Source organism: Ileibacterium valens, assembly GCF_001945525.1.
GTDB classification, from domain to species: domain Bacteria; phylum Bacillota_I; class Bacilli_A; order Erysipelotrichales; family Erysipelotrichaceae; genus Ileibacterium; species Ileibacterium valens.
Genome location: NZ_MPJW01000262.1, coordinates 1 through 20,620 on the forward strand (window position 1 = coordinate 1; position 20,620 = coordinate 20,620).

The following is a 20,620-nucleotide window of genomic DNA, read 5'->3' on the forward strand; positions in this document are numbered from 1 at the left end:
GGGAAGAGAGAATGGAGCAGTGGCAAACGGCCCTGAATCGAGTTATAGTGTGTTTGGTAATTTTGTTTATTGAGCATGAACATATTTTACCAAAAAAGGCACCTCATCCATTACGGATCAGGTGCCTCTTTTTACTTTTGGACTGTCAGAAATTTAACAGCCCCTTACATTTGTTTTGTCGATCTGTTCAAGGATTGCTTCGATTGATCTGAATTATCATTATTCAAAATCGTCTATTGCGCTTTGCAGCGCTCTTGCCTGCTCGCCTCGAGAAGATACCAGAACCGCTTTATTTAAAGTACTTTCAGGATCTTCAAGCCTGCTCATAACCTCAGAGACAAGTTGTTCACTTCCTTTTGCAGAAGGAATATTCAATACATCCTTCCAGCCTGGCATGATTGCAATGGACTTATATCCTCGAGCATTCGCCTTATCGATTGCTTCATGCAGAGCGCTCCTGAATGCCTCCTGTTTTTTATCAGTATATAGACCATAAATCAGATCAAAGGAGACTTCAATCACTCCTTTAACCGGTAAATTATAATTTCCTGAAACCCATGTCTTCGAATGATTCAAATGAAGGTGGTTCAAGTTTTCCTTTTGAAGCCCAAGCCCGGCGCTTTTAGAAAGCCATGGATCATAACTTTGTGAACTTTTCATGAAACTGATTAGACAATCCACAGTTAGTCTTGAAGCATCTCCAGTCCAGACAGAGATCTTTTGATCCTCTGACATAATAAACGCAAGAGCGGTTAATGCGGTATGCTGCTTTTGCAGGGCAATCAGCTGATTTTGCAGCTCGATTAATTTTGGGGTAATCTCTTCTGAAGTCAGCTGACCAAGCTTATGTTCAAGCAGATGACGGCGTTCCTTGAGTGATCTCGGGCGGCTTTGATTCCCGTTAATCAGTTCTAGCATCTCATCAATGATTTTTGATTGATTCAATGAGTCACTCTGCATAACTCCGATATTAGGGATTGACTGGTGCTGGTACTCAATTTTCCATTTCCCTGACGCATCCCGTTTTAAATATTGGGTCTCAATGATGTTTTGCTCATGGGCCTGCTTCTGATTCTTATAGACTAATATCACGGTATAAGTCAGATAAACTAATGCATGATCATCGCTGGCATTAATTACTTCCATCTCATTAGAAATCATATTGATCTCTTTAATATCACCCTGTAAATGCGTTTCAATGTTCTGTTTTATCTCATCAAAACCATCGCTTACACCATATATGGAGACAGCCCGGGTTTGCGGATCATTCATCCACAGCTCATTCATCCCCTCGATATCCTGATCTTCTAATGTCTGGATATATTGATGATAGAAGCGTTCGAGTTCTTCACGGATATTTTTTTCCATTGTAGGTCCTCTTTCCTTCAATCTGATCTGATTATAATTAATCACTGATTTGATTAGTTGATGACTTTTACTGATACGCGTTTTTCAAATGAATGGTCTCCTTATCCTTCTTGATCCATCTTGATCATTTTTGGCCATATACTTGGCAGATTCAGAGATCACTTCTGAATTTCTTTGCCTTTCATTGTAACCAGCGAGTAAGCGAAAGTCCCGTTAGAAAAACCAATGTAATAAGAGCGGAATTCACCAATTATTTTGTTTTGTTCAAATTCTGAATTAAGATGAAAGACGAACCATTTACTACTTACTTGAATTTGAAAGGATACCCATGACAGGAATTACTGAATACCTTTGTAAACAGCTCAATCTACATGAAAAACAGGTTGAAGCCGTTCTTGAATTGCTTGATGAAGGAGCTACAATTCCATTTATTGCCCGCTATCGAAAAGAAAGAACCGGCTCACTCGATGAAGAACAGATCAGACAGATCGAACTGATGCATAAATATCAGCTCTCTTTGCAGGAGAAAAAGGAAAGCATTGCCCATCTGATCGAAGAAAAAGGACTCCTGAGTGAAGCCATTCAAAAACGAATCGATGCCTGTAAAAAACTGGCTGAACTTGAAGAACTTTACCGTCCATATAAGGAAAAGAAGAAAACCAAAGCAACCGCAGCCATTGAAGCAGGACTTGAGCCCGCCGCTAAACAGATTCTGCGCCAGGATCGTCAGAATTCAGTCGATCGTGTTGTGAATTACTGGTCTAAAAAGATTAACCTGCCTGAAGAAGAAGTCCGTGAAGGAATTGGTTTTATTCTGGCTCAGCAATTTTCAGATGATGAAAAAATCCGCGCACAGGTTTTAAGAGAAATGCAGAAATTCGGAAACCTGAAAACTTCGCTTAAAAAAGGTGCCGAAGATGAACATGGTACCTACGAAATTTATCATGACTTTACTACTCCAGTCCAAAAACTGAAAGGACATCAGGTCATGGCCATTAACCGGGCAGAAAAGGAAAAAATCATCACTGTCGCGTTCGATTTTGATCAGGACCGTCTCTTTGATCAGATTGGCCGAAGAATGATTCGTAACAGGGATTCTGATTATGCCGGAATGCTTCAGGAAGCCATTAAGGATTCCTGCAAACGCCTGATCATTCCTTCCATTTCCCGTCAGATTCGTCGTGAACTCAAAGAAAAAGCCGAGTTGAATGCCATTGATAAATTCCGCGGAAACCTTGAACATCTGTTAATGACAAGACCTCTTGAATCTCAGAAAGTTTTAGGATTTGACCCCGCCTTTCGTACCGGCTGTAAGCTGGCCTTTCTCGATGAAAAAGGAGACGTTTTACATATTGATGTCATCTATCCGCATTCAGGGGATCATGCCAGAGCCCAGGCGGATAAAAAAATCAGAAAACTGCTTAAAACCTATCAGCCGCAGACGATTGCGATTGGAAATGGAACCGCATCCCGTGAATCTGAAGCCTTCGTCGCGGATCTGTTAAAGGACTTTCCTCAAATTCAATATGCACTGGTTTCTGAAGCAGGAGCTTCCGTCTATTCTGCTTCTGATTTAGCGCGTGAAGAATTTCCGGATCTGACCGTTGAAAAAAGATCAGCCGTTTCCATTGGCAGAAGAATTCAGGATCCATTATCCGAGCTGGTCAAAATTGATCCAAAATCCATTGGAGTTGGAGAATACCAGCATGATCTGCCTCCAAAACAGCTCGATGAAGCATTGGATTTTACAATCACCAAAGTGGTTAACCAGGTTGGAGTCAATATTAATACCGCTTCTCCATCGATTCTGAAATACATCTCCGGATTGAACAAGACTTCCATCAAAAAACTGCTCGATCAAAGAAGCAAACATCCATTTACCAGCCGTAAGGAAATTGCTGCAGTTAAAGGGATATCTGCCAATATTTTTGAACAGGCAGCCGGATTTCTTCGAATCAATGAAGCTGAAAACCCACTTGACCAGACAGGAATTCATCCTGAAAGCTATGATCTGGCCAATAAAGTCATTGCACTTCTGAATCTTGATTTGCGTCAGTTTCGAACTGAACCCTTTATTAAGGCGTTAAAGTCTTATCAGAATGAACAGCGGATCAATGAAATCGCAAAGAAAACAGGCACGGATCCAGTAATTGTTCTCGATATTTTAAAGGAACTTGAAAATCCGGGACTTGATCCTCGAAAGAGCCTGGATGGACCCATTCTTAAAAAGGATGTTCTCGAACTCAAGGACCTGAAAACCGGAATGCAGCTTCAGGGAACCGTTCGCAACGTCACTTCATTTGGAGCTTTTGTCGATATCGGACTTCATGAAGATGGTCTGGTTCATATTTCGAAAATGGCCAACCGATTTATCTCAGATCCATCCGAAGTGGTTTCAACCGGTCAGATTGTCACCTGCTATGTACTTTCGACAGATGAAAAAAGAAATCGGGTTCAGCTTTCACTGCTTCCCCTGTAAAGTTAAGTCTTCAATCCAGATATCGGGTTGGTTCATTGAACTTCACCATTCATGAACCGCCTTTGGTTACTTATCCATCAATAACAGTAAATTTAATAATGAATTTAGCTGAATGACTTTAGAAGGTCTGTCGTCTTTTAAGATGGCAGATCTTTTTCATTCATGGATATTGATCAGGTTAATTTTCAGAGTCAATCAGAAAAAGTTCGAGAACTCTATCTCGTTATGACCTTCAAATGATCCGTTTTTCCCTATTATAGGTCCATACAGAAGCCGTTATTTTACGGATTATCTCATCTTGAATGCTTGCATCCAAATCTGGTAAGTGATAGATTAATTAAGCATTCAGGATGTAGCTTAGCTTGGTAAAGTGCTTGGTTCGGGACCAAGAGACCGCGGGTTCAAATCCCGCCATCCTGACCATTCTAAAAATCACTCCAGTTCAAAAAACTGGAGTTTTTTTTAATTCACTTTACCGCATAGAAAAAAGGCAGGATCCATTCTTCTATGATCCTGCCAAGATGAACTGCTCCTATCAATTTTCAAGTTTTTCTGAATCTAGCGGTTGTTCAGACTTGCCTTAAAAAGAGCTGAGTGATTGTAAACTCTAGACGTTTTCCTTATTGGTCGTGCTGCTTTTTTCAGTTTTGTCTGCGTCGGATTGATCCTTATCAGAAGTGGAGTTATTTTTGTCTGAAGAGCTGTTCTTATCATTATTTCCCGTTGCATTCTGATCTTTCTTATATTCTTCAAACTCATCAACGAACGTCTGAATTTCATCATCAGTAAATTGACTCATGAAATCATCGATATCATCCTGTGAATCATAATTTCTGAAGGCTCTTCTGCCTCTATTTCGAGATGGTCTGTCATCTTCGAAGAAATCCGAAAAATCATCCATGTCATCATGATCGAAGTCATCATAATCATCTCCATACAGGAAATCACTATCGAGATCCTCTTCAAAACCACCAAAGCTGTCATCTCTTGCAGCCATTCTTCTTTCGATACGGCGCTCAAAATGAGTATCATTATGATTTCCACTCATGTATCCAATACCAAATCCACCGACGAGCAGTGCAGTACAGGCACCTCCAATGATTAATCCTTTTTTCGTTTTTTCAGTCATATTAAATTTCATTTTTTTGTCCTCACTTTTCTATTTACTATTTACAGATGGAATATTATCCAACCGAGATAAAAGAAAAATTAAACATAAATTTATTTTTGAAAAAACGAGTTTTGAACTTCTGATCTATATAACCTTAATTCAGGCTTTCCAGTTCCAGTTCAAAGCCAGCATCATCATTCATTGAAGTCTGAACGCGAATTCCCCCAGTCATTAAGGCCTGACCACTGAATATGGCTTTTGCAGGAGCTGATTCATTTTCCTCTTCAAAGCGTCCGTGGGATGAAAGTGGAAAAGATGAATAAGTCACCTCATATTTCTTATCAGGATCGAGTCCAGCTAAAACGACTTTTCTTCCTGGATAATTTGAGATAAATCGATAGAACATTCCCTGGACCAGAGCTTTATCCTGATTTTTATCGACAAACATCCATGCTGCAGCGTGATCTTCAAATGGATTACTCAGCCGATAATAATTTCCATCAAAGATTAGCGGCTGTCTTCTTTTGTATTCAATAATCTGTTTTTCAATATCTCTTTTTTCAGACCATTCAAGCTCTGCAGGGTTTAACTCATAGCCAAATGTTCCTGGAGAAGCTGCAATCTTTCGATCGTTTAAGGAAATCTTTCGCCCAGTCTGATGATTGGGGATGGCGGAAACATGGGATCCAACCGAACGAATTGGATAAAAGAAGCTGGTACCGTACTGGATTTTGGATCTTTCATGTGCGTCTGTATCGTCAGAACACCAGATCTGAGGAGTGTAATAAAGCATTCCGGCATCAAATCGGCCTCCGCCTCCGGCGCATCCTTCAAATAAGACATCCGGAAATTCGTGAGTGAGACGTTCAAGTAAGTTATACGTTCCTAAAACAAAGCGATGAGACACTTCTGATTGTCTGTTCGCTGGCAAAACAGAGGAATAAAGCGGATCCGGGGAGCGGTTAAAGTCCCATTTAATATAGTCCAGATGGGTATCACGAATAATCTTCGAGAACAGATCATATAAATAATTCACAACTTCAGGATTTGCCATATCCAAAACGAGCTGACTTCTTGCAACCAGCGGTTTACGGGATGGAATAACCATCGCCCATTCAGGATGTTTTCGATAAAGATCTGAATCTTCTGAAATCATCTCCGGTTCAATCCAAAGTCCAAATTTCAATCCCATCTGGTGAACCTGTCTGACTAACATTTCTAAAGGCATCTGAAGTTTTTCTTCATTGACCTGCCAGTCTCCTAATGAAGTGTAGTCGTTATTGCGATAACCAAACCAGCCATCATCAAGCACAAGCAAATCTGCTCCCAGTTCTTTTGTTTCTCTGGCTAGATTAAGAATCGATAAGCCATCGAAGGTGAAATAGGCTGCTTCCCAGCTGTTTAAAAGAACCGGTTTGGCTTCTTTGGCAAACCTTCCTCTCATGACGTGATCTTCAATCACATGATGAAAGTTATGAGAGAGTGTTGAAAAGCCATCTTCGGAATAAGACATCAGGCCTTCAGGAGACTGAAATCTTTCATTGCTTTTGAGCGTCCAGGAAAAATGATCCGGATTCATTCCTAACAAAAGACGAATCTGATCAATCTGATCTTTTTCAACCAGTCCTGCAAAAGATCCAGAATACATCAGCAGATTTCCATAGCACGATCCGCTTAACTCATCCGCATTTGGGCTTGCAAGAATAAGAGCCGGATTATGCTGGTGGGAAGACATCGCTCTTGAAGAAGAAATGTTCTTGATTCCATGCGAAATGGGTTCGCGTTCGAATTGTCTTTCCATCACATGTCTTCCATAAAAGTGAATCAGATCAAACTTCTGCTCCTGAAAATCCAGACTGATTGGAAAGATTCTTCTGATGCGGATGGCTTTTTCATTGTGGTTAATCACTTCAACCGAACGGGCGATCACATCGGTTTCATAGAACACACTGTAATGGAGGATGACTTCAATAGCTGCCTGATGATCCTCAAGAACGATATCCATAGCTTCTGCTTTTTCGTTTTTTCCATCATGAGAATAAGGCAATCCATTTAATGGCTCTTTGTGATCTTTTGGGATAACCTCTTTTATTCTTAAATCAAGGTCCACACTTCCCTCTGGTAATTCAATCGATAAGGCACTGATTCGAAAATCACCATGTCCGCTCACCGGAAGTTCAAAAGGCAGAATGTCATTCGAATACGAACGATCATGCTGGGATTCATAAAGAACTCCTGTGTAATTGATTTCATTTGAATTGATCAGATAGTCCATGTTCTGATCGGTTTTCTTTCCGTACCATAAATGAAGCAGCTGACCATATGGATCCTTCATCATCTGATACAGAGTATTTTTCGTTTCAAGACTAAATAAGTTTTCTTCAATATGTATACTCATAACAATTCCTTTCCATGGTTCTGATCAATGGTTCGAAATGAACATAATCAGGAATTCGGGCTCATATTCTTGTATTTCGATTGTTTAAATATTCGGTATTTTACTCAATAGCATTTCTTGTTTTAATTCTTTACTGGATGAGCGTTTTTGTGCTGAAAACCAAGAAATGGAAATCAATCTTGTGATTTCCATTTCCTGAATTGATCCAATTTTTTAAAACTCGACTGAACCTGGAACCTTGACTGATGTCTGCAGCAGTCATCGGATCCATTAGCACAATAATTTGCAGCAAGGATAAGAACAGAAAGGAAGAGCGCAATCAGTCGAGAGTTCGCGATGAGTTTGCTTTTTGCAATTCTCATTGACAGACTGATATTCAAATGATTGGATCTCTTCCATTCGTAAGGCTTAAAACAGGTTAGTTTCAGAGTTACTTGATCGCACCATTGGCCACGCCGCCAATAATCTGTTTCTGACAGATCACATAGAATAACAGAATTGGAATCAAGGCCATGGTATAGGATGCAAACGCCAGATTGTAGTTGGTTCCAAACTGAGTCTGGAAATTCAGCTGAGCAATCGGGAGCGTATTGATTCCTGTACCGGACATGATAACAAGCGGTGTCATGACATCATTCCAGGTGCCTAAAGCAGTCATGATGGCTACCGTCGCATGCATCGGTTTCATCATTGGGAAAATAATTTTCCAGAACGTCTTAAAAGTCGACGCGCCATCAATATAAGCCGCTTCTTCAAGCCCGATGGGGATGTTTTTCATATAACTTGCATAAAGCATGACATTCATCGGCATGTAGAAAACGATATAGAGCAAAATAACACCTAACTGGTTACCCAAATGCATCTGAGCTGTCTGTTTAACTAAAGGCATCATCAGAATTGCAAATGGAACAAACATACCGCTGACTACATAGAAATAGGCAAATTTATATTTCTTATTTGTCGCCATGGTTCTTCCAAATACATAGCCGACAATCGAATAAATCAAAACACCAAGGATAATGGTCGTTACAGTAATCAGCAGCGAATTTCCTAACGAGTTCCAGAAGTCGGTCACTCTCATCGCTTCTGCAAAGTTGGAGAGTGACCATTCTTTTGGTGGGGCTAACGCACCAGCTACGTCATTGGTCATCTCAGTGGGCTGCTTGATCGCAATATTCAGAGTCATGTAAAGCGGAAAGAAGACGGTAATGGTTCCAAGAAAAAGGATGACCGTCAGCATCCAGTTTACTTTTGGTTTTGATGCTTTGGGAGCTGCTTTCGTATTCATCATAATTGTTCCTCTTTCTTTGAAGTCATGGTCAGCTGGAATACAGACAACAGGACAATCACGATAAAGAAGATGACTGCGTTTGCCGACTGGAAGCCGAACTGACCGCCGTCAAGACCATTCTGATAGATCAAGAAGGAGATCGACTCAGTGGACTGAGCTGGACCGCCGTTGGTCAGTGACAGGATCTGGTCAAATACCATTAAGAAGTTCTTTGTGGTTAAAACCAGATTCGTTCCGACGAATGGAATAATCAGGGGGAACGTAATATCCCAGAATTCTTTCCATTTCCCTGCGCCATCAATTTTTGAAGCTTCATAGACATCATCCGGAACAGTCTGCAGACCGGAAATATAGATGATGGTTGTCATGGCGACAGCCTGCCATACGCCAACAATCAAAATTCCGATCCAGGCGAATTCCTTGGATGAAAGAATCGAGTTTTCAATCCAGCTGATATGCCACATCTGTCCTAAAGCCGGCAGAATGTAGGTAAAAAAGAAGCTGAAAATATAACCGATCACCAATCCGCCAAGAATATTTGGCACAAAATATACGCCGCGTAAAAATGATTTCGCTTTGATCTTGGCATTGAGCGCCAGAGCCATCAATAAGGAAAGAACGTTAACCAAAATGGTTCCGCAGATCGCATATTTAAAGGTAAAGAAGTAGGAATTCCAGATGCGGGGATCCGTGAAAAGATCTGCATAGTTGCGAAGTCCTACCCAGTCGAAGTCACCATAACCTCTGTAATTGGTAAAGCCATAAATAAAGCCGCGAATCATTGGGTATGTGTTGAAGCAGAAGAACAGAAGCAGAGCCGGAATCATAATGGCCGCAAACGTTTTCTGCCGTCCTGTCATTTTCTTCTTCTTATTCATTTTCAGACTTCTCCTTCGCTTCGTATTCCTGGATACGACGGATCGTATCCCGATTGTATCTTTGCCAATCCGAATCGAATTTCTTCAGGAATTCTTCCTTGGCTGTATCAGAATCATTGATCAGGTAAGTCTGTATTAATGCGTCAACTGACATTTCAGAAGGATACTTATGATCCGGGAAGTCTTTCATTCGTCCAGAATCAATATATTCTTTCATATCGCTCAGTTCTTCTGGAATTGGGAAGTCGCCTTCTTTTGCCGCAATACCGCCCTGAGCATCCAGATACAGGTTGATGATTTCATCTGAATTCAAGAATTCAAGAACTTCCCTGGCTTCTTCCTTGTTTTCAGAACCTTTCAGAATGGAGAACTGAATATCAATACCGGAGTTCAGGTTATTCTCACTTTCATCATCACCGGCTGGCATAACGAAAGATCCAATTTCCATTTCCGGATTTACCGAGCGAATCTGAGGAATCGCGTAACTGCCGATGGCCCACATCGCAGACTGTCCTCTTGCAAATGCAGATGCCGCATCGTTATAGCCATAAGCTACCGGGTTATCTTCGATATAAGGCATCATTTCCTTGATCCGGTCTGCAACTCGTGAATATTCCTCTTCAAAAGTGGATTCTCCACTGTTGACTCTTGCGATCGCATCTTCATCGGCTACACAGACCGCCAAAGCATTCCATGGAGCTAATGTTGTCCAGGTATCTTTATAACCGGCATACAGAGGTTGGATGCCCGCTTTTTCGATTTCTTTACATAATGAGATGAACTCATCCCAGTTATGTGGAACTTTCCAGCCGTGTTCTTCAAACATTTCCTTGTTATAAAGAATTCCAGCTGCATTGGCCGCAAACGGCATCGCATAGATACCTTCCTGCGGCACGAGTTCAAGTGTCTTGTCCATATCCAGATAAGCCTGCTTGATCTCCTGTAATGCTTCAACATCGGAAATATCTTCAAACAGTCCTGCATCGAGGAAGTTTGAGTAGTTGATATCTCCTCCGATCCCCACGATTTCAGGATAATCTTCCCGGACCAGTCTGGTTTTCAGAATGGTCATCGCCTGATTTGGAGAGGAGACTTCAAGTTTAATGTCATCATGAGTTTCGTTGAACCGTCTTTCAATTTCTTCAAAAACGTCTACAGCTTCTGGTTTATAATTGAGCAGTTCGACGGTTTTGACTGTTTTGTCATGATCTGTACTGGCACATCCTGCCAGGGGTGCAGCAAGCATAACGGCAGAAAGACCATACAGAAATCCTTTCTTAATTTTTCTTCTCACTGTTAAACCTTCCTTGGATATCTCTATCCTTACAGTAGTATTCATCCATGATTGATCGGCCGAATTTACACATGAATATTGATTACAGTCCAATCATATCAACCCTTTTTGCGTCATAACATAGCGCTTGTTAGCGTTTTCTATACCTAAATTCGGCATTTTTCCTCTTTTTGATATGAAAGTTGCTTTATGGTATATTCCAAACAAAGAGGATTAGGAAAATGTCTGATAAGCTAATATTTTCGATATTCCCAAATGATAATTTTATCGATCTTGGAATCTACCAATGCGGCTTCGAAAAATGCATAGCCGGCCATATATTTGGCCCAGCCGTCAGAAACAACTATCTGTTTCATTATGTAATCCGGGGAAAAGGGACTCTGATGGCTAATGATACCAAAGGAATCACTCAGAATTATGAAATCACTGCCGGGCAGGGATTTATGCTTTTTCCCGGACAGATGACAACCTACTTTGCCAGCCAGGATGATCCCTGGGAGTATATGTGGATCGAATTCGGAGGTCTGCGCGCCAAAGAAGGTCTCGTCAATACACCGCTTAATGTAAACGCCTGTCAGTATCGCTGCATTTACCCGGAAATCCGCGATGTTATGGTTTCTGAAATGCGATACATTGTAGATCATTCAAAAGAATCATCTCTATCATTAATAGGCCATCTGTATTTGTTTTTTGATGCTCTGATCCGATCCTGTTCCATTGCCAAGGTGAATAACCACAAAAAGATGAGTGACTACTATATCAAGGAAGCGATTCACTACATTGAACAGAATTATGAAGGAGATGTTTCCGTCGAAACCATAGCGGATATCTTAGGCATCAATCGGACCTACTTTGGCAAGATTTTTCGAAAGTCCACCGGAAAGACTCCTCAGCAGTTTATTATTGAATATCGAATGACCAAAGCTTCAGTTTTATTGAAAACAACCAGACTTACAATCTCTGAGATTTCACAGATGGTGGGCTATGAAAACCCATTTCATTTTTCAAGAGCCTTTAAGCAGATCTATTCGATTTCACCAAAACAATGGCGTCAGCAGAATCAGACTCCTTCTTCATCCTTGTTGATGGAAGAAGAGACAGGGACAACTCCACCATTCACTTCCTTAGAATCCAAACAGCAGTAATTTTATAAAAACAGGCATGCTGGTAATTGTTTATCCTTCATCCGTTTATTCTGTAATCAGGAGGTGGAAGGAATGATTACTTTATATGCCATCGAACAATTAAGTCCTGATGAATTAAAAACTATTGGTAAAGAAGCTGTTAAAAGAATGGAAACGGCTGCTGAAAGCCTGAGAGAAAAAGCAGGCTCTATGGAAGAAAAGGATTTATACGGTCAGCTGATTGATTACGCTGAAGAAAAAATCAAAAACTACTTAGCGAGTGAAGATACAATCAAATCCGTTCTGACCAATCCTCATAACATCGAAAATGCCTTCAACGAAATGACATCAACTCCAGAATTCGAAAAAATAGGTACTGAAGAACACAGAAGACTGCCAAGAGTTGTTATGATGATGCTTTTGGCCGGAGCCGAAGCCAATGCCGCTGATGCTGCTCTGTCTTATATCAGTAGGCATACGGATAAAAATCCTGCAGAATTCAATGCGGTTGAAAAACTGGTTGAAATCTACAATGGCTATTTCAGAGATGCACTTGAATATGGCAAAGGCAACGATAAAAAGCTGACATTTACTGGCGAAAAGCAATAGCGATTCAATCTTAACCGGTAAAACAGAAAAGAAACATATATTGAACCATATATTATAGAAATCCAATTTTAATCTGCCTGAAGGAATCCTTTCATTTCCAACTTACGAACTTTGCAGCTCGAATGAATCGATTCCTTTTTTTTCACAAAAAAAAGAGATTATATCCTATGCCATTCTGAAAGGTCTGTTATCTGTTATATGAAGACCAGTTTATACAGGATTTAATCTCTTTTTCTGATGATCTAAATTTTCTATCTGTTTTGATCTGCTCTATTGATCAACGTTCTTTGTTATTCATCAGTCTTGTTATTCAACAGTCTTGGTTCATTCGTTTTTTCAATCAGAGCCACACATTCAATTCCAGTCGTATGGGCAAACATATCAACAGGCTGGATCAGTTTACAGGAATACCCGTTATTCATGAAATCCTTCAAATCTCTTGCCAGAGTTCTGGGATTGCATGAAATATAGACAATTCGTCTTGGCTCGAGAAGGCAAATATCATGAATTCCCTGGGTTGTCATTCCCTTTCGCGGCGGATCAACAAAAACGACATCCGCCGCATTTTTGTTTTTTGCGGCGAATTCACTGGCATCCATACAGATAAATTGTGCGTTTTCAATATGATTCGCCTTTCTGTTTTCATTCGCATTGGCTACTGCTTCAGGAACAATTTCAACTCCAGTCACCTTACCGGCAGATCTTGCTGCCAAAAGACCAATCGTTCCCGTTCCTGAATAAAGCTCAATTACATGGTCCTCTTTGGAAAGATTGGCCAGCTCAAGCGCTTTTGAGTACAGAACTTCCATCTGAACCGGATTGATCTGATAAAACGATTTAAAATGCAGTTCAATTTTGAGTCCCAGGCAATCTTCAGTAATCGTATCCTTGCCGAGCAGAATTTCGTATTCATCCGACAGAATCACATTATCCTTTCGGGTATTTTTATTAAAAACCACACTGACAATCTGGGGAAACTGCTTCTGAAGCAATCTGGCAAAGTCCTTTAAATCATTTTCCTGTTCTCCGATAAACACGACCTGCATCTGTTTCGTTTTAGCTTCCCGAATATACAGATGCCGCAGTCCCCTGGCATCCCTTAAAGGAAGATTCTCAATAATCCAGGCAAAAACTTCGTTAATCATAACAGCCTGGATTGGGCAGTGATCGATCGGAGCGATTTCATTGGTATGCGGTCTGTAAAAGCCAGAGACGATTTTTCCATCTTTGATTCGTATTGGAAACTGGGCTTTGTTTCGATAATTCCATGGGTTTTCCATACCCAGAACCGGCTTGACATCAATGGATGGATCAACCTGATCAAACAGATGATTCAATTCATCGTGCTTAAAGTTCAGTTCACTTGAATAATTCATATGTAAGAAGGAGCATCCACCGCATTTTCCAGCCTGCGTGCAGACTGGTTCAACTCGATCTTTTGAAGTCGAAATTCTTTTTTGAACGATGGCTACTCCATAACTCTTTGTCGCTTTAATAATTTTTATATCCGCTTCTTCATCAGGAAGCAGGTTTTTAACAAACACCGTCTGACCATCAATATGGGTGATTCCATACCCCTGATCGCTGACGGATTCTCCAACAACTCGGTATACACTGTTTTTCTTCATAACCCGATTTTATCACTCTCACAAACAGATCACGTCAGGGATGTCATCTGAACCTTGATGCCTCTTCCTCATTCATCTTCAGATAGTCAATTTTTAATCAGATAACTGTGATTCTTAGTCATTCATTCCAATCTAGGAAAATCTGCTCGTGAATTGTAAAATGACAGGAAGGTTTGATTTGGAGCCATAAATGATGTAAGAGTTCACATGAAATTAGCGAAATGAGTTCAATTGACTATGAATTTCAACCGAATATAATCAAAGATAGCTTGCTATATAGCGTCCTATATATTTCTAGCTGGTTCCCTCCCGGAAGAAATAAAGATATAGGAAGCTCTTGAAAGGAGGCAAAGATGAAGGAGCTGACAAACTCCCTTAGTTTTTGTACCGGAGTCATTATCAATGAGTTCGATCGGCAGATTAATCTGATCTTCAAGGATCTGAACATTACCAAATCGCAGGCTGATCTGGTCCGCTATGTCTGTTCACAGACGAAAAAAGGAAAAATGGTACGTCAAAAAGATATTGAAGAATTCTTCAATGTATCCAATCCAACCGTTTCCGGCCTGATCAACCGCCTTGAAGCCAAGGATTTATTAGTCCGCGTTCCCTCCAAAGTCGATCGACGCATTCATGTCATTGAACCGACACAAAAAGCCTGGGAAATCCTTAGCGAGGTCTTTGAACGCATGAATCATGTTGAATCAGAAATGCTCAAAGGCATCAGTCCTGAACAAAAAGATGAAGGGATGAAATTTTTAAGGACTGTCGCTTCCAATGTAATTGATACAGGAAAGGAGAATCCATTTGTTAAAAACTCTGACTGCTCAGATTAAGCAGTACAAAAGACAGACGATCCTGACGCCAATCTTTGTTGCGCTTGAAGTTGTCTTTGATATCCTGATTCCATTTTTGATGTCCTATCTGGTGGACTATGGAATCACTCCCGGCAATATGGCGAATGTCTGGAAATATGGCTTACTGATGCTGGCCTGTTCCATTCTCGCACTGATTTGCGGTGCTCTCTCAGGAAAATATGCTGCGGAAGCGTCTGCTGGCTTTGCAAAGAATGTCCGAGACGCAGAATTTCGCAATATTCAGAACTTTTCCTTCTCGAATATTGATGAATATTCAACTGGAGGACTGATTACCCGGTTGACAACCGACGTAACCAACCTTCAGAACAGTTTTCAGATGATTATTCGAATTGCCGTCCGAAGTCCTCTCAACTTCATCATGGCTCTTGCGATGGTATTCTATCTCAATTCCAAAATTGCTCTGATGCTTTTGGGTGTGACTGTTGTCTTAGGAATCTTTATCTTTTCGATGATTGGGCGGGTGAATCCAATTTTCGTCAAGATGTTTAAGAAATACGATGCGCTCAACGAGAGCATTCAGGAAAATATTGCTGGAATTCGTCCAGTAAAATCCTTTGTTCGTGAAGACTATGAAAAAGAACGTTTCGATAAACGTTCGCAGGAAATCTTTGACATTAACCGCAAAGCCGAATTGCTGCTTGTTCTTCAGCAGCCGATGATGCAGGTGGCTATTTACAGCTGTATCCTTCTGGTCGCATGGTTTGGTGCTCATTTCGTAGTGGATGGAAGTATGCAGATTGGTACATTGATTTCCTTATTTACTTACATCATGAACCTTCTGATGTCCTTGATGATGTTTTCCATGATCTTCGTAATGGTTGTCATGTCCTTAGCTTCCGCAAAGCGTGTCGTTGAAGTCATCAACCAGGTTTCTTATCTTGAAAGTCCAAAAGATGGAATCAAAGAAGTCAAGGATGGTGAAGTCGTATTTGACCATGTCTACTTCAACTATGCTGAACAGGTCGATGGTCACTATGTACTCCGTGATATTAACTTCACTCTTCCTTCTGGAAAAACCATGGGTATTCTGGGAGGAACCGGATCTTCCAAATCGTCTCTGGTCAGCCTGATTCCAAGATTGTATGACGTCACCAAAGGTGAAGTTCGAGTTGGCGGCATTGATGTGCGCAAATACGATCTTCATACGCTGCGTGATGCGGTCAGCATGGTTCTGCAGAAAAACGTCCTCTTCTCAGGAACAATCAAGGAAAACATGCGGTGGGGTGATCCAAATGCGACCGATGCTGAAATCATCGAGGCCTGTCAGCTGGCTCAGGCGGATGAATTCGTTTCGAAAATGCCAAAAGGCTATGACACCTACATCGAACAGGGTGGAACGAACGTTTCGGGAGGTCAGCGCCAGCGTCTGACGATTGCCAGAGCCTTATTGAAAAAGCCTAAAATTCTGATTCTGGATGATTCAACGTCCGCTGTGGATACCAAAACCGATTATCTGATCCGTCAGGCTTTTGCAACGAAAATTCCGGATACCACAAAGATTATTATTTCTCAGCGTATTTCTTCCATTCAGGATGCCGACATTATCATGGTTCTTGATAAAGGTCACCTGGTTGGCTGGGGTACTCATGATGAACTGATGAACTCCAACGAAATTTACCGTACCACCTATCAGGCACAGCAGAAGGGAGGAAGCGAAGATGAATAACCGCAAACAGGGTCTTTCCAGAATTTTTAAACTGGTCTGGCACAACTACAAGAAGTTAGTTGTGATCGTCTTTGTTCTGATTCTCTTTTCCGCTTTAGCCAATGTCTATGGAAGCACCTTCCAGAAAACACTGATTGACAGCTATATCACTCCAATGATGAACCAGAGCAATCCGAACTTTCAGCCTCTGATTGCCGGAATCGCTAAACTGGCTTTGATTTATGTATTGGGAATTCTTTCAACGTATATCTGGAACCGCCTGATGATCACGATTTCCTTAGGAACTCTGAACGATATTCGTGAAGATCTTTTCGCTCATATGGAAAGTCTTCCCCTTCGCTATTTTGATACACATGCTCATGGGGATATCATGTCGGTTTATACCAACGATACGGATACACTGCGTCAGCTGATTTCTCAATCTGTTCCGCAGGTTGTTTCGTCAATTGTCTCCATCGTTATGGTTGTCGCAAGTATGTTTATGCTTGGCTGGCAGTTAGCTTTAGTAACTATCGCCGGAGCTTTATTCATGCTTTTTGTAGCCAGAAGCATTACCAAGCGTTCAGGTAAGTATTTCCGCTCTCAACAGAAAAAACTTGGCGCTGTGAATGGTTATGTTGAAGAGATGATCGAAGGGGCCAGAGTGGTTAAAGTTTTCTCTCATGAACAACAGACCATTGAAGGTTTTGAAAAGATCAATGATGATCTATGCCTGGCGAGCACTAAAGCAAATACCTTTGCCAATATTCTGATGCCAGTCTGCATGAACCTTGGATATTTATCCTACGTCATTACAGCAACCTGCGGTGCCTTCTTCGCGATTCATGGCATGTTTGGCATGTCGCTGGGAACAATAGCAGCCATGCTGACTTTAAACCGTTCATTCAACCAGCCAATTGCTCAGATCTCTCAGCAGATCAATGCCGTCGTTATGGCTGGAGCTGGTGCAAGCCGGGTCTTTGCATTAATGGATGAGCCAAGTGAAACCGATAATGGAGTCGTCACAATGGTTCGAGCCAAACTTGAAGATGGTCAATGGGTAGAATCCAAGGAATATACAGGTAAATGGTGCTGGCGTCATCCAAGACCTGATGGAACAACCGTTATGGTTCCTCTGGAAGGTGATGTTGTATTTGATGATGTAACCTTTGGATACAATCCTGATAAAACTGTACTTCATGATATCAACCTGTACGCCAAAGCGGGCCAGAAAATCGCATTTGTCGGAGCAACAGGGGCTGGTAAAACGACCATTACGAATCTGATTAACCGTTTCTATGATATTAACAAGGGGCAGATCACTTATGATGGAATTGATATCAACCTGATTAAGAAAAATGACCTCCGAAAATCTCTGGGTATTGTTTTACAGGATACACAGCTGTTTTCTGGAACAGTTATGGATAACATTCGCTTTGGAAAACTTGAAGCGACGGATGAAGAATGCATAGCAGCGGCGAAACTGGCTAATGCTGATGGCTTTATCAACCACCTTGAAAATGGATACAACACCTACCTGCAGGCTGGTGGAGAATCCCTTTCACAGGGTCAGAGACAGCTGTTGGCTATTGCCCGGGCCGCTGTAGCCAATCCTCCGGTGCTGATTCTTGATGAGGCGACTTCTTCGATTGATACCCGTACAGAACGCCTGGTTCAGGATGGTATGGATAAACTGATGGAAGGAAGAACCGTATTTGTCATAGCGCATCGCCTTTCAACAATCATGAACTCAGATGCGATTATGGTTCTCGATCATGGCCGAATCATTGAACGAGGCAATCATGACGAATTGATTAAGAAAAAAGGAGTTTACTATCAGCTCTATACTGGTGCGCTTGAAATGGATTAATGGATTCATTTAAAAGGCTTCAACAATTTTCATTCGAGACTATCCCTATTCCATTCACTCTACAATGTAATTTCATGCAATTCTCTACATACTCATTCAAGCTTAAGACTTTGTATGTATTTAAAATGGCTCTGTGTAAAATCGTGTGGGATTCCTGGCTTAACCGGGAATCTCACACGTTTTTACATTGAACCTTTAAAATGATCAAAGCAGCAGAACACACAACTTGGATTCTGCTGCTTTTTTGTTTGATTTCAAGTTTGGATTCAGATCTTCACGAGCTGTTTTCATGAGACGAGATTTGTCAAGGGGAGTTTTTGCCAAAAGTTATTCATTGTAAAAATTAGCTGTAACTTTGAAAATCAATCTTTCGTGAGTTCATCAGAAATCCATAAGAAAGCATAATCCCGATTCTTGATAAAATACGCATATCCGAATAAAATATAATCGTAAGATCATTCGGTTATGCGTACTTTTTGGAGGATAGAAATGGATTACATATCAGTCAGAGAAGCGGCGCAAAAATGGGAAATCTCTGAACGGCGTGTTCAAAAACTATGTGAAGAAAGCAGAATAGACGGAATACAAAAATTTGGGCGTTCTTGGATGATTCCTAAAACGGCAAACAAGCCGATAGATTTACGAAGAAAAGATAATTCGTCCCAATAAGGCAGGTGAAATGTTATGTATAACCCACAACTTGAAACATTTATAAGAGTAGCGGACGCAGGCAGCTTTAACAAAGCGGCGGAGAAATCCTTTATTACACCTACAGCTGTTATCAAACAAATCAATTTGCTGGAGGATTCGTTAGGCGTTAAACTATTTGATCGGACACACAGAGGGCTACACTTAACAAAGGCCGGGCACTCTCTATATCAGGATTCAAAATACATTATACAATATTGTAGAGATTCCCTTACAAGAGCCAAAAATGCAATGCAGGAAGATAGCAATATTATTCGTATCGGTTCATCCCCTATCACCCCTGCACAGCTTCTTATGGAACTTTGGTCGAGAGTTCAAGCCTTGCACCCAAATATCAAATTTCAAATTGTACCCTTTGAGAACACCCCCGAAAACGCACGGGAAATTTTAGCCAATTTAGGCAAAAACATTGATATAATCGGTGGTATTTTCGATGATACAATGTTAGGTGTTCGTTGCTGTGCGGGATTGGAATTGATTAGAGGCCCATTTTACTGCGCCGTTTCTATTCACCACCGATTGGCAACCAAAGATAAATTGCAGCTTTCTGACCTCTACGGCGAAAACCTGCTGCTTATGCACCGTGGCTGGAGCCGCTATGTCGATCAGCTCCGAGACGACCTTTGGCAGAATCACCCACAAATAAATATTGTGGATTTTGACTTTTACGGAATGGATATATTTAATCATTGTGAGAATACAAATGATGTATTGCTGGCTATTCCCGGATGGGCGAATGTTCACCCTCTACTGAAAGTAATACCTGTGGAGTGGAACCATTGTATTCCCTATGGAATCCTCCATTCTCCCGTTCCAACGCCTACCGTCCAGCAGTTTTTGGATGCTGCCAAAAAGGTCAGCAAGGAATTGTACCACTAAACAGATTGTTATAACCGTTGGGTATAAACTGATGAACGAAGGGGCTGTTAAATTTCGACTGATTTTTCATCAGCGAGATTTACAGCCCCTTTTTCTATGCTTTTTATCTGATTCAATCCTGTTTTATGATGTGTTTTTCCGCTCAAGTCAATTTTTGAACGCACTGAAAAGAGCCAAAACTCAAAAAGACTGTTTATAATCTTTTTCAGATTTCGCTTTTCTGCTCCTTTAATTTTCCATAACGTTCGAGTTCTGGGCAACTCATCCGATTTCTGTTGTTTAATTTTCTGATATTGTGCCCCATGGCCACAATAAGCACCTCAAATTTTACGTTTTCCAGTCCCCGGCGTCTCAATCGGCTGTATCTGTAGTTTTCTTTAAGATCTCCGAAGGTTCCTTCCGCCTGAATGCTCCGGCTGACCATAATCTCATGTCCTGCATCTGAAGACATGTTCTCCCG

General features: G+C 41.1%; 16 protein-coding genes and 1 tRNA gene. 9 read left to right on the forward strand and 8 right to left on the reverse strand.

All coding sequences use genetic code 11. The features are described from left to right. Window positions 1-219: 219 nt before the first annotated feature. Window positions 220-1,368, reverse strand: a complete 1,149-nt coding sequence (locus BO222_RS12135; RefSeq protein WP_075821011.1) for a nuclear transport factor 2 family protein — start codon at window positions 1,366-1,368, stop codon at window positions 220-222. A 328-nt stretch (window positions 1,369-1,696) separates the two neighbouring features. Here BO222_RS12135 and BO222_RS12140 point away from each other — a divergent pair, with 328 nt between their 5' ends. Next, window positions 1,697-3,847 carry a Tex-like N-terminal domain-containing protein gene (locus BO222_RS12140; RefSeq protein WP_075821012.1) on the forward strand — a complete coding sequence of 717 codons (2,151 nt, stop codon included), beginning with the start codon at window positions 1,697-1,699 and terminating at the stop codon, window positions 3,845-3,847. Window positions 3,848-4,193: 346 nt separating this feature from the next. Then, window positions 4,194-4,270: transfer RNA gene (locus BO222_RS12145), tRNA-Pro, on the forward strand. A gap of 184 nt (window positions 4,271-4,454) precedes the next feature. Here the strand turns inward: BO222_RS12145 and BO222_RS12150 are convergent. From BO222_RS12150 to BO222_RS12170, 5 genes are all read right to left on the reverse strand, one after another. Beyond that, entirely contained in the window at window positions 4,455-4,988 is a 534-nt protein-coding gene (locus BO222_RS12150) for a hypothetical protein (RefSeq protein ID WP_075821013.1), read from the reverse strand. A gap of 124 nt (window positions 4,989-5,112) precedes the next feature. Further along, window positions 5,113-7,356, reverse strand: coding sequence for an alpha-galactosidase (locus BO222_RS12155; RefSeq protein WP_075821014.1), 2,244 nt, complete (start codon window positions 7,354-7,356; stop codon window positions 5,113-5,115). Between the two features lie 430 nt (window positions 7,357-7,786). Then, on the reverse strand, window positions 7,787-8,647 hold the full coding sequence (locus BO222_RS12160) for a carbohydrate ABC transporter permease (protein ID WP_198932085.1): 861 nt from the start codon (window positions 8,645-8,647) through the stop codon (window positions 7,787-7,789). Then, complete coding sequence (locus tag BO222_RS12165; protein WP_075821015.1) at window positions 8,644-9,525, reverse strand: carbohydrate ABC transporter permease; 882 nt, start codon at window positions 9,523-9,525, stop codon at window positions 8,644-8,646. The genes BO222_RS12160 and BO222_RS12165 overlap by 4 nt, the downstream gene beginning before the upstream one ends. Continuing rightward, window positions 9,518-10,819, reverse strand: a complete 1,302-nt coding sequence (locus BO222_RS12170; RefSeq protein WP_198932091.1) for an ABC transporter substrate-binding protein — start codon at window positions 10,817-10,819, stop codon at window positions 9,518-9,520. Before BO222_RS12170 ends, BO222_RS12165 begins: the two co-directional genes overlap by 8 nt. A gap of 221 nt (window positions 10,820-11,040) precedes the next feature. Here BO222_RS12170 and BO222_RS12175 point away from each other — a divergent pair, with 221 nt between their 5' ends. Beyond that, window positions 11,041-11,964 carry an AraC family transcriptional regulator gene (locus tag BO222_RS12175; protein WP_075821016.1) on the forward strand — a complete coding sequence of 308 codons (924 nt, stop codon included), beginning with the start codon at window positions 11,041-11,043 and terminating at the stop codon, window positions 11,962-11,964. Window positions 11,965-12,036: 72 nt separating this feature from the next. Continuing rightward, window positions 12,037-12,552, forward strand: coding sequence for a hypothetical protein (locus BO222_RS12180; protein ID WP_075821017.1), 516 nt, complete (start codon window positions 12,037-12,039; stop codon window positions 12,550-12,552). Between the two features lie 290 nt (window positions 12,553-12,842). Here BO222_RS12180 and rlmD read toward each other — a convergent pair whose 3' ends face one another. Beyond that, the gene (gene rlmD, locus BO222_RS12185) at window positions 12,843-14,180 is read right to left on the reverse strand and encodes a 23S rRNA (uracil(1939)-C(5))-methyltransferase RlmD (RefSeq protein ID WP_075821018.1); all 1,338 of its coding nucleotides are present in this window, start codon (window positions 14,178-14,180) and stop codon (window positions 12,843-12,845) included. A gap of 353 nt (window positions 14,181-14,533) precedes the next feature. Between rlmD and BO222_RS12190 the strand changes: the two genes are divergently transcribed. The 5 genes from BO222_RS12190 to BO222_RS12210 all read left to right on the forward strand — a co-directional run bounded on the left by BO222_RS12190 (window position 14,534) and on the right by BO222_RS12210 (window position 20,160). After that, window positions 14,534-15,016, forward strand: coding sequence for a MarR family winged helix-turn-helix transcriptional regulator (locus BO222_RS12190; protein ID WP_075821019.1), 483 nt, complete (start codon window positions 14,534-14,536; stop codon window positions 15,014-15,016). After that, complete coding sequence (locus BO222_RS12195) at window positions 14,988-16,724, forward strand: ABC transporter ATP-binding protein (RefSeq protein WP_075821020.1); 1,737 nt, start codon at window positions 14,988-14,990, stop codon at window positions 16,722-16,724. The genes BO222_RS12190 and BO222_RS12195 overlap by 29 nt, the downstream gene beginning before the upstream one ends. Further along, window positions 16,717-18,573 (forward strand): ABC transporter ATP-binding protein, encoded by a 1,857-nt coding sequence (locus tag BO222_RS12200; RefSeq protein WP_075821021.1) that lies wholly within the window; start codon window positions 16,717-16,719, stop codon window positions 18,571-18,573. The genes BO222_RS12195 and BO222_RS12200 overlap by 8 nt, the downstream gene beginning before the upstream one ends. Before the next feature lie 489 nt (window positions 18,574-19,062). Next, window positions 19,063-19,242 carry a helix-turn-helix domain-containing protein gene (locus BO222_RS12205; protein ID WP_075821022.1) on the forward strand — a complete coding sequence of 60 codons (180 nt, stop codon included), beginning with the start codon at window positions 19,063-19,065 and terminating at the stop codon, window positions 19,240-19,242. A 15-nt stretch (window positions 19,243-19,257) separates the two neighbouring features. Continuing rightward, window positions 19,258-20,160 carry a LysR family transcriptional regulator gene (locus BO222_RS12210; protein WP_075821023.1) on the forward strand — a complete coding sequence of 301 codons (903 nt, stop codon included), beginning with the start codon at window positions 19,258-19,260 and terminating at the stop codon, window positions 20,158-20,160. A 205-nt stretch (window positions 20,161-20,365) separates the two neighbouring features. Here the strand turns inward: BO222_RS12210 and BO222_RS12215 are convergent. Further along, the coding region (locus tag BO222_RS12215) for a transposase (RefSeq protein WP_075817320.1) at window positions 20,366-20,620 on the reverse strand (255 nt) is incomplete at its 5' end.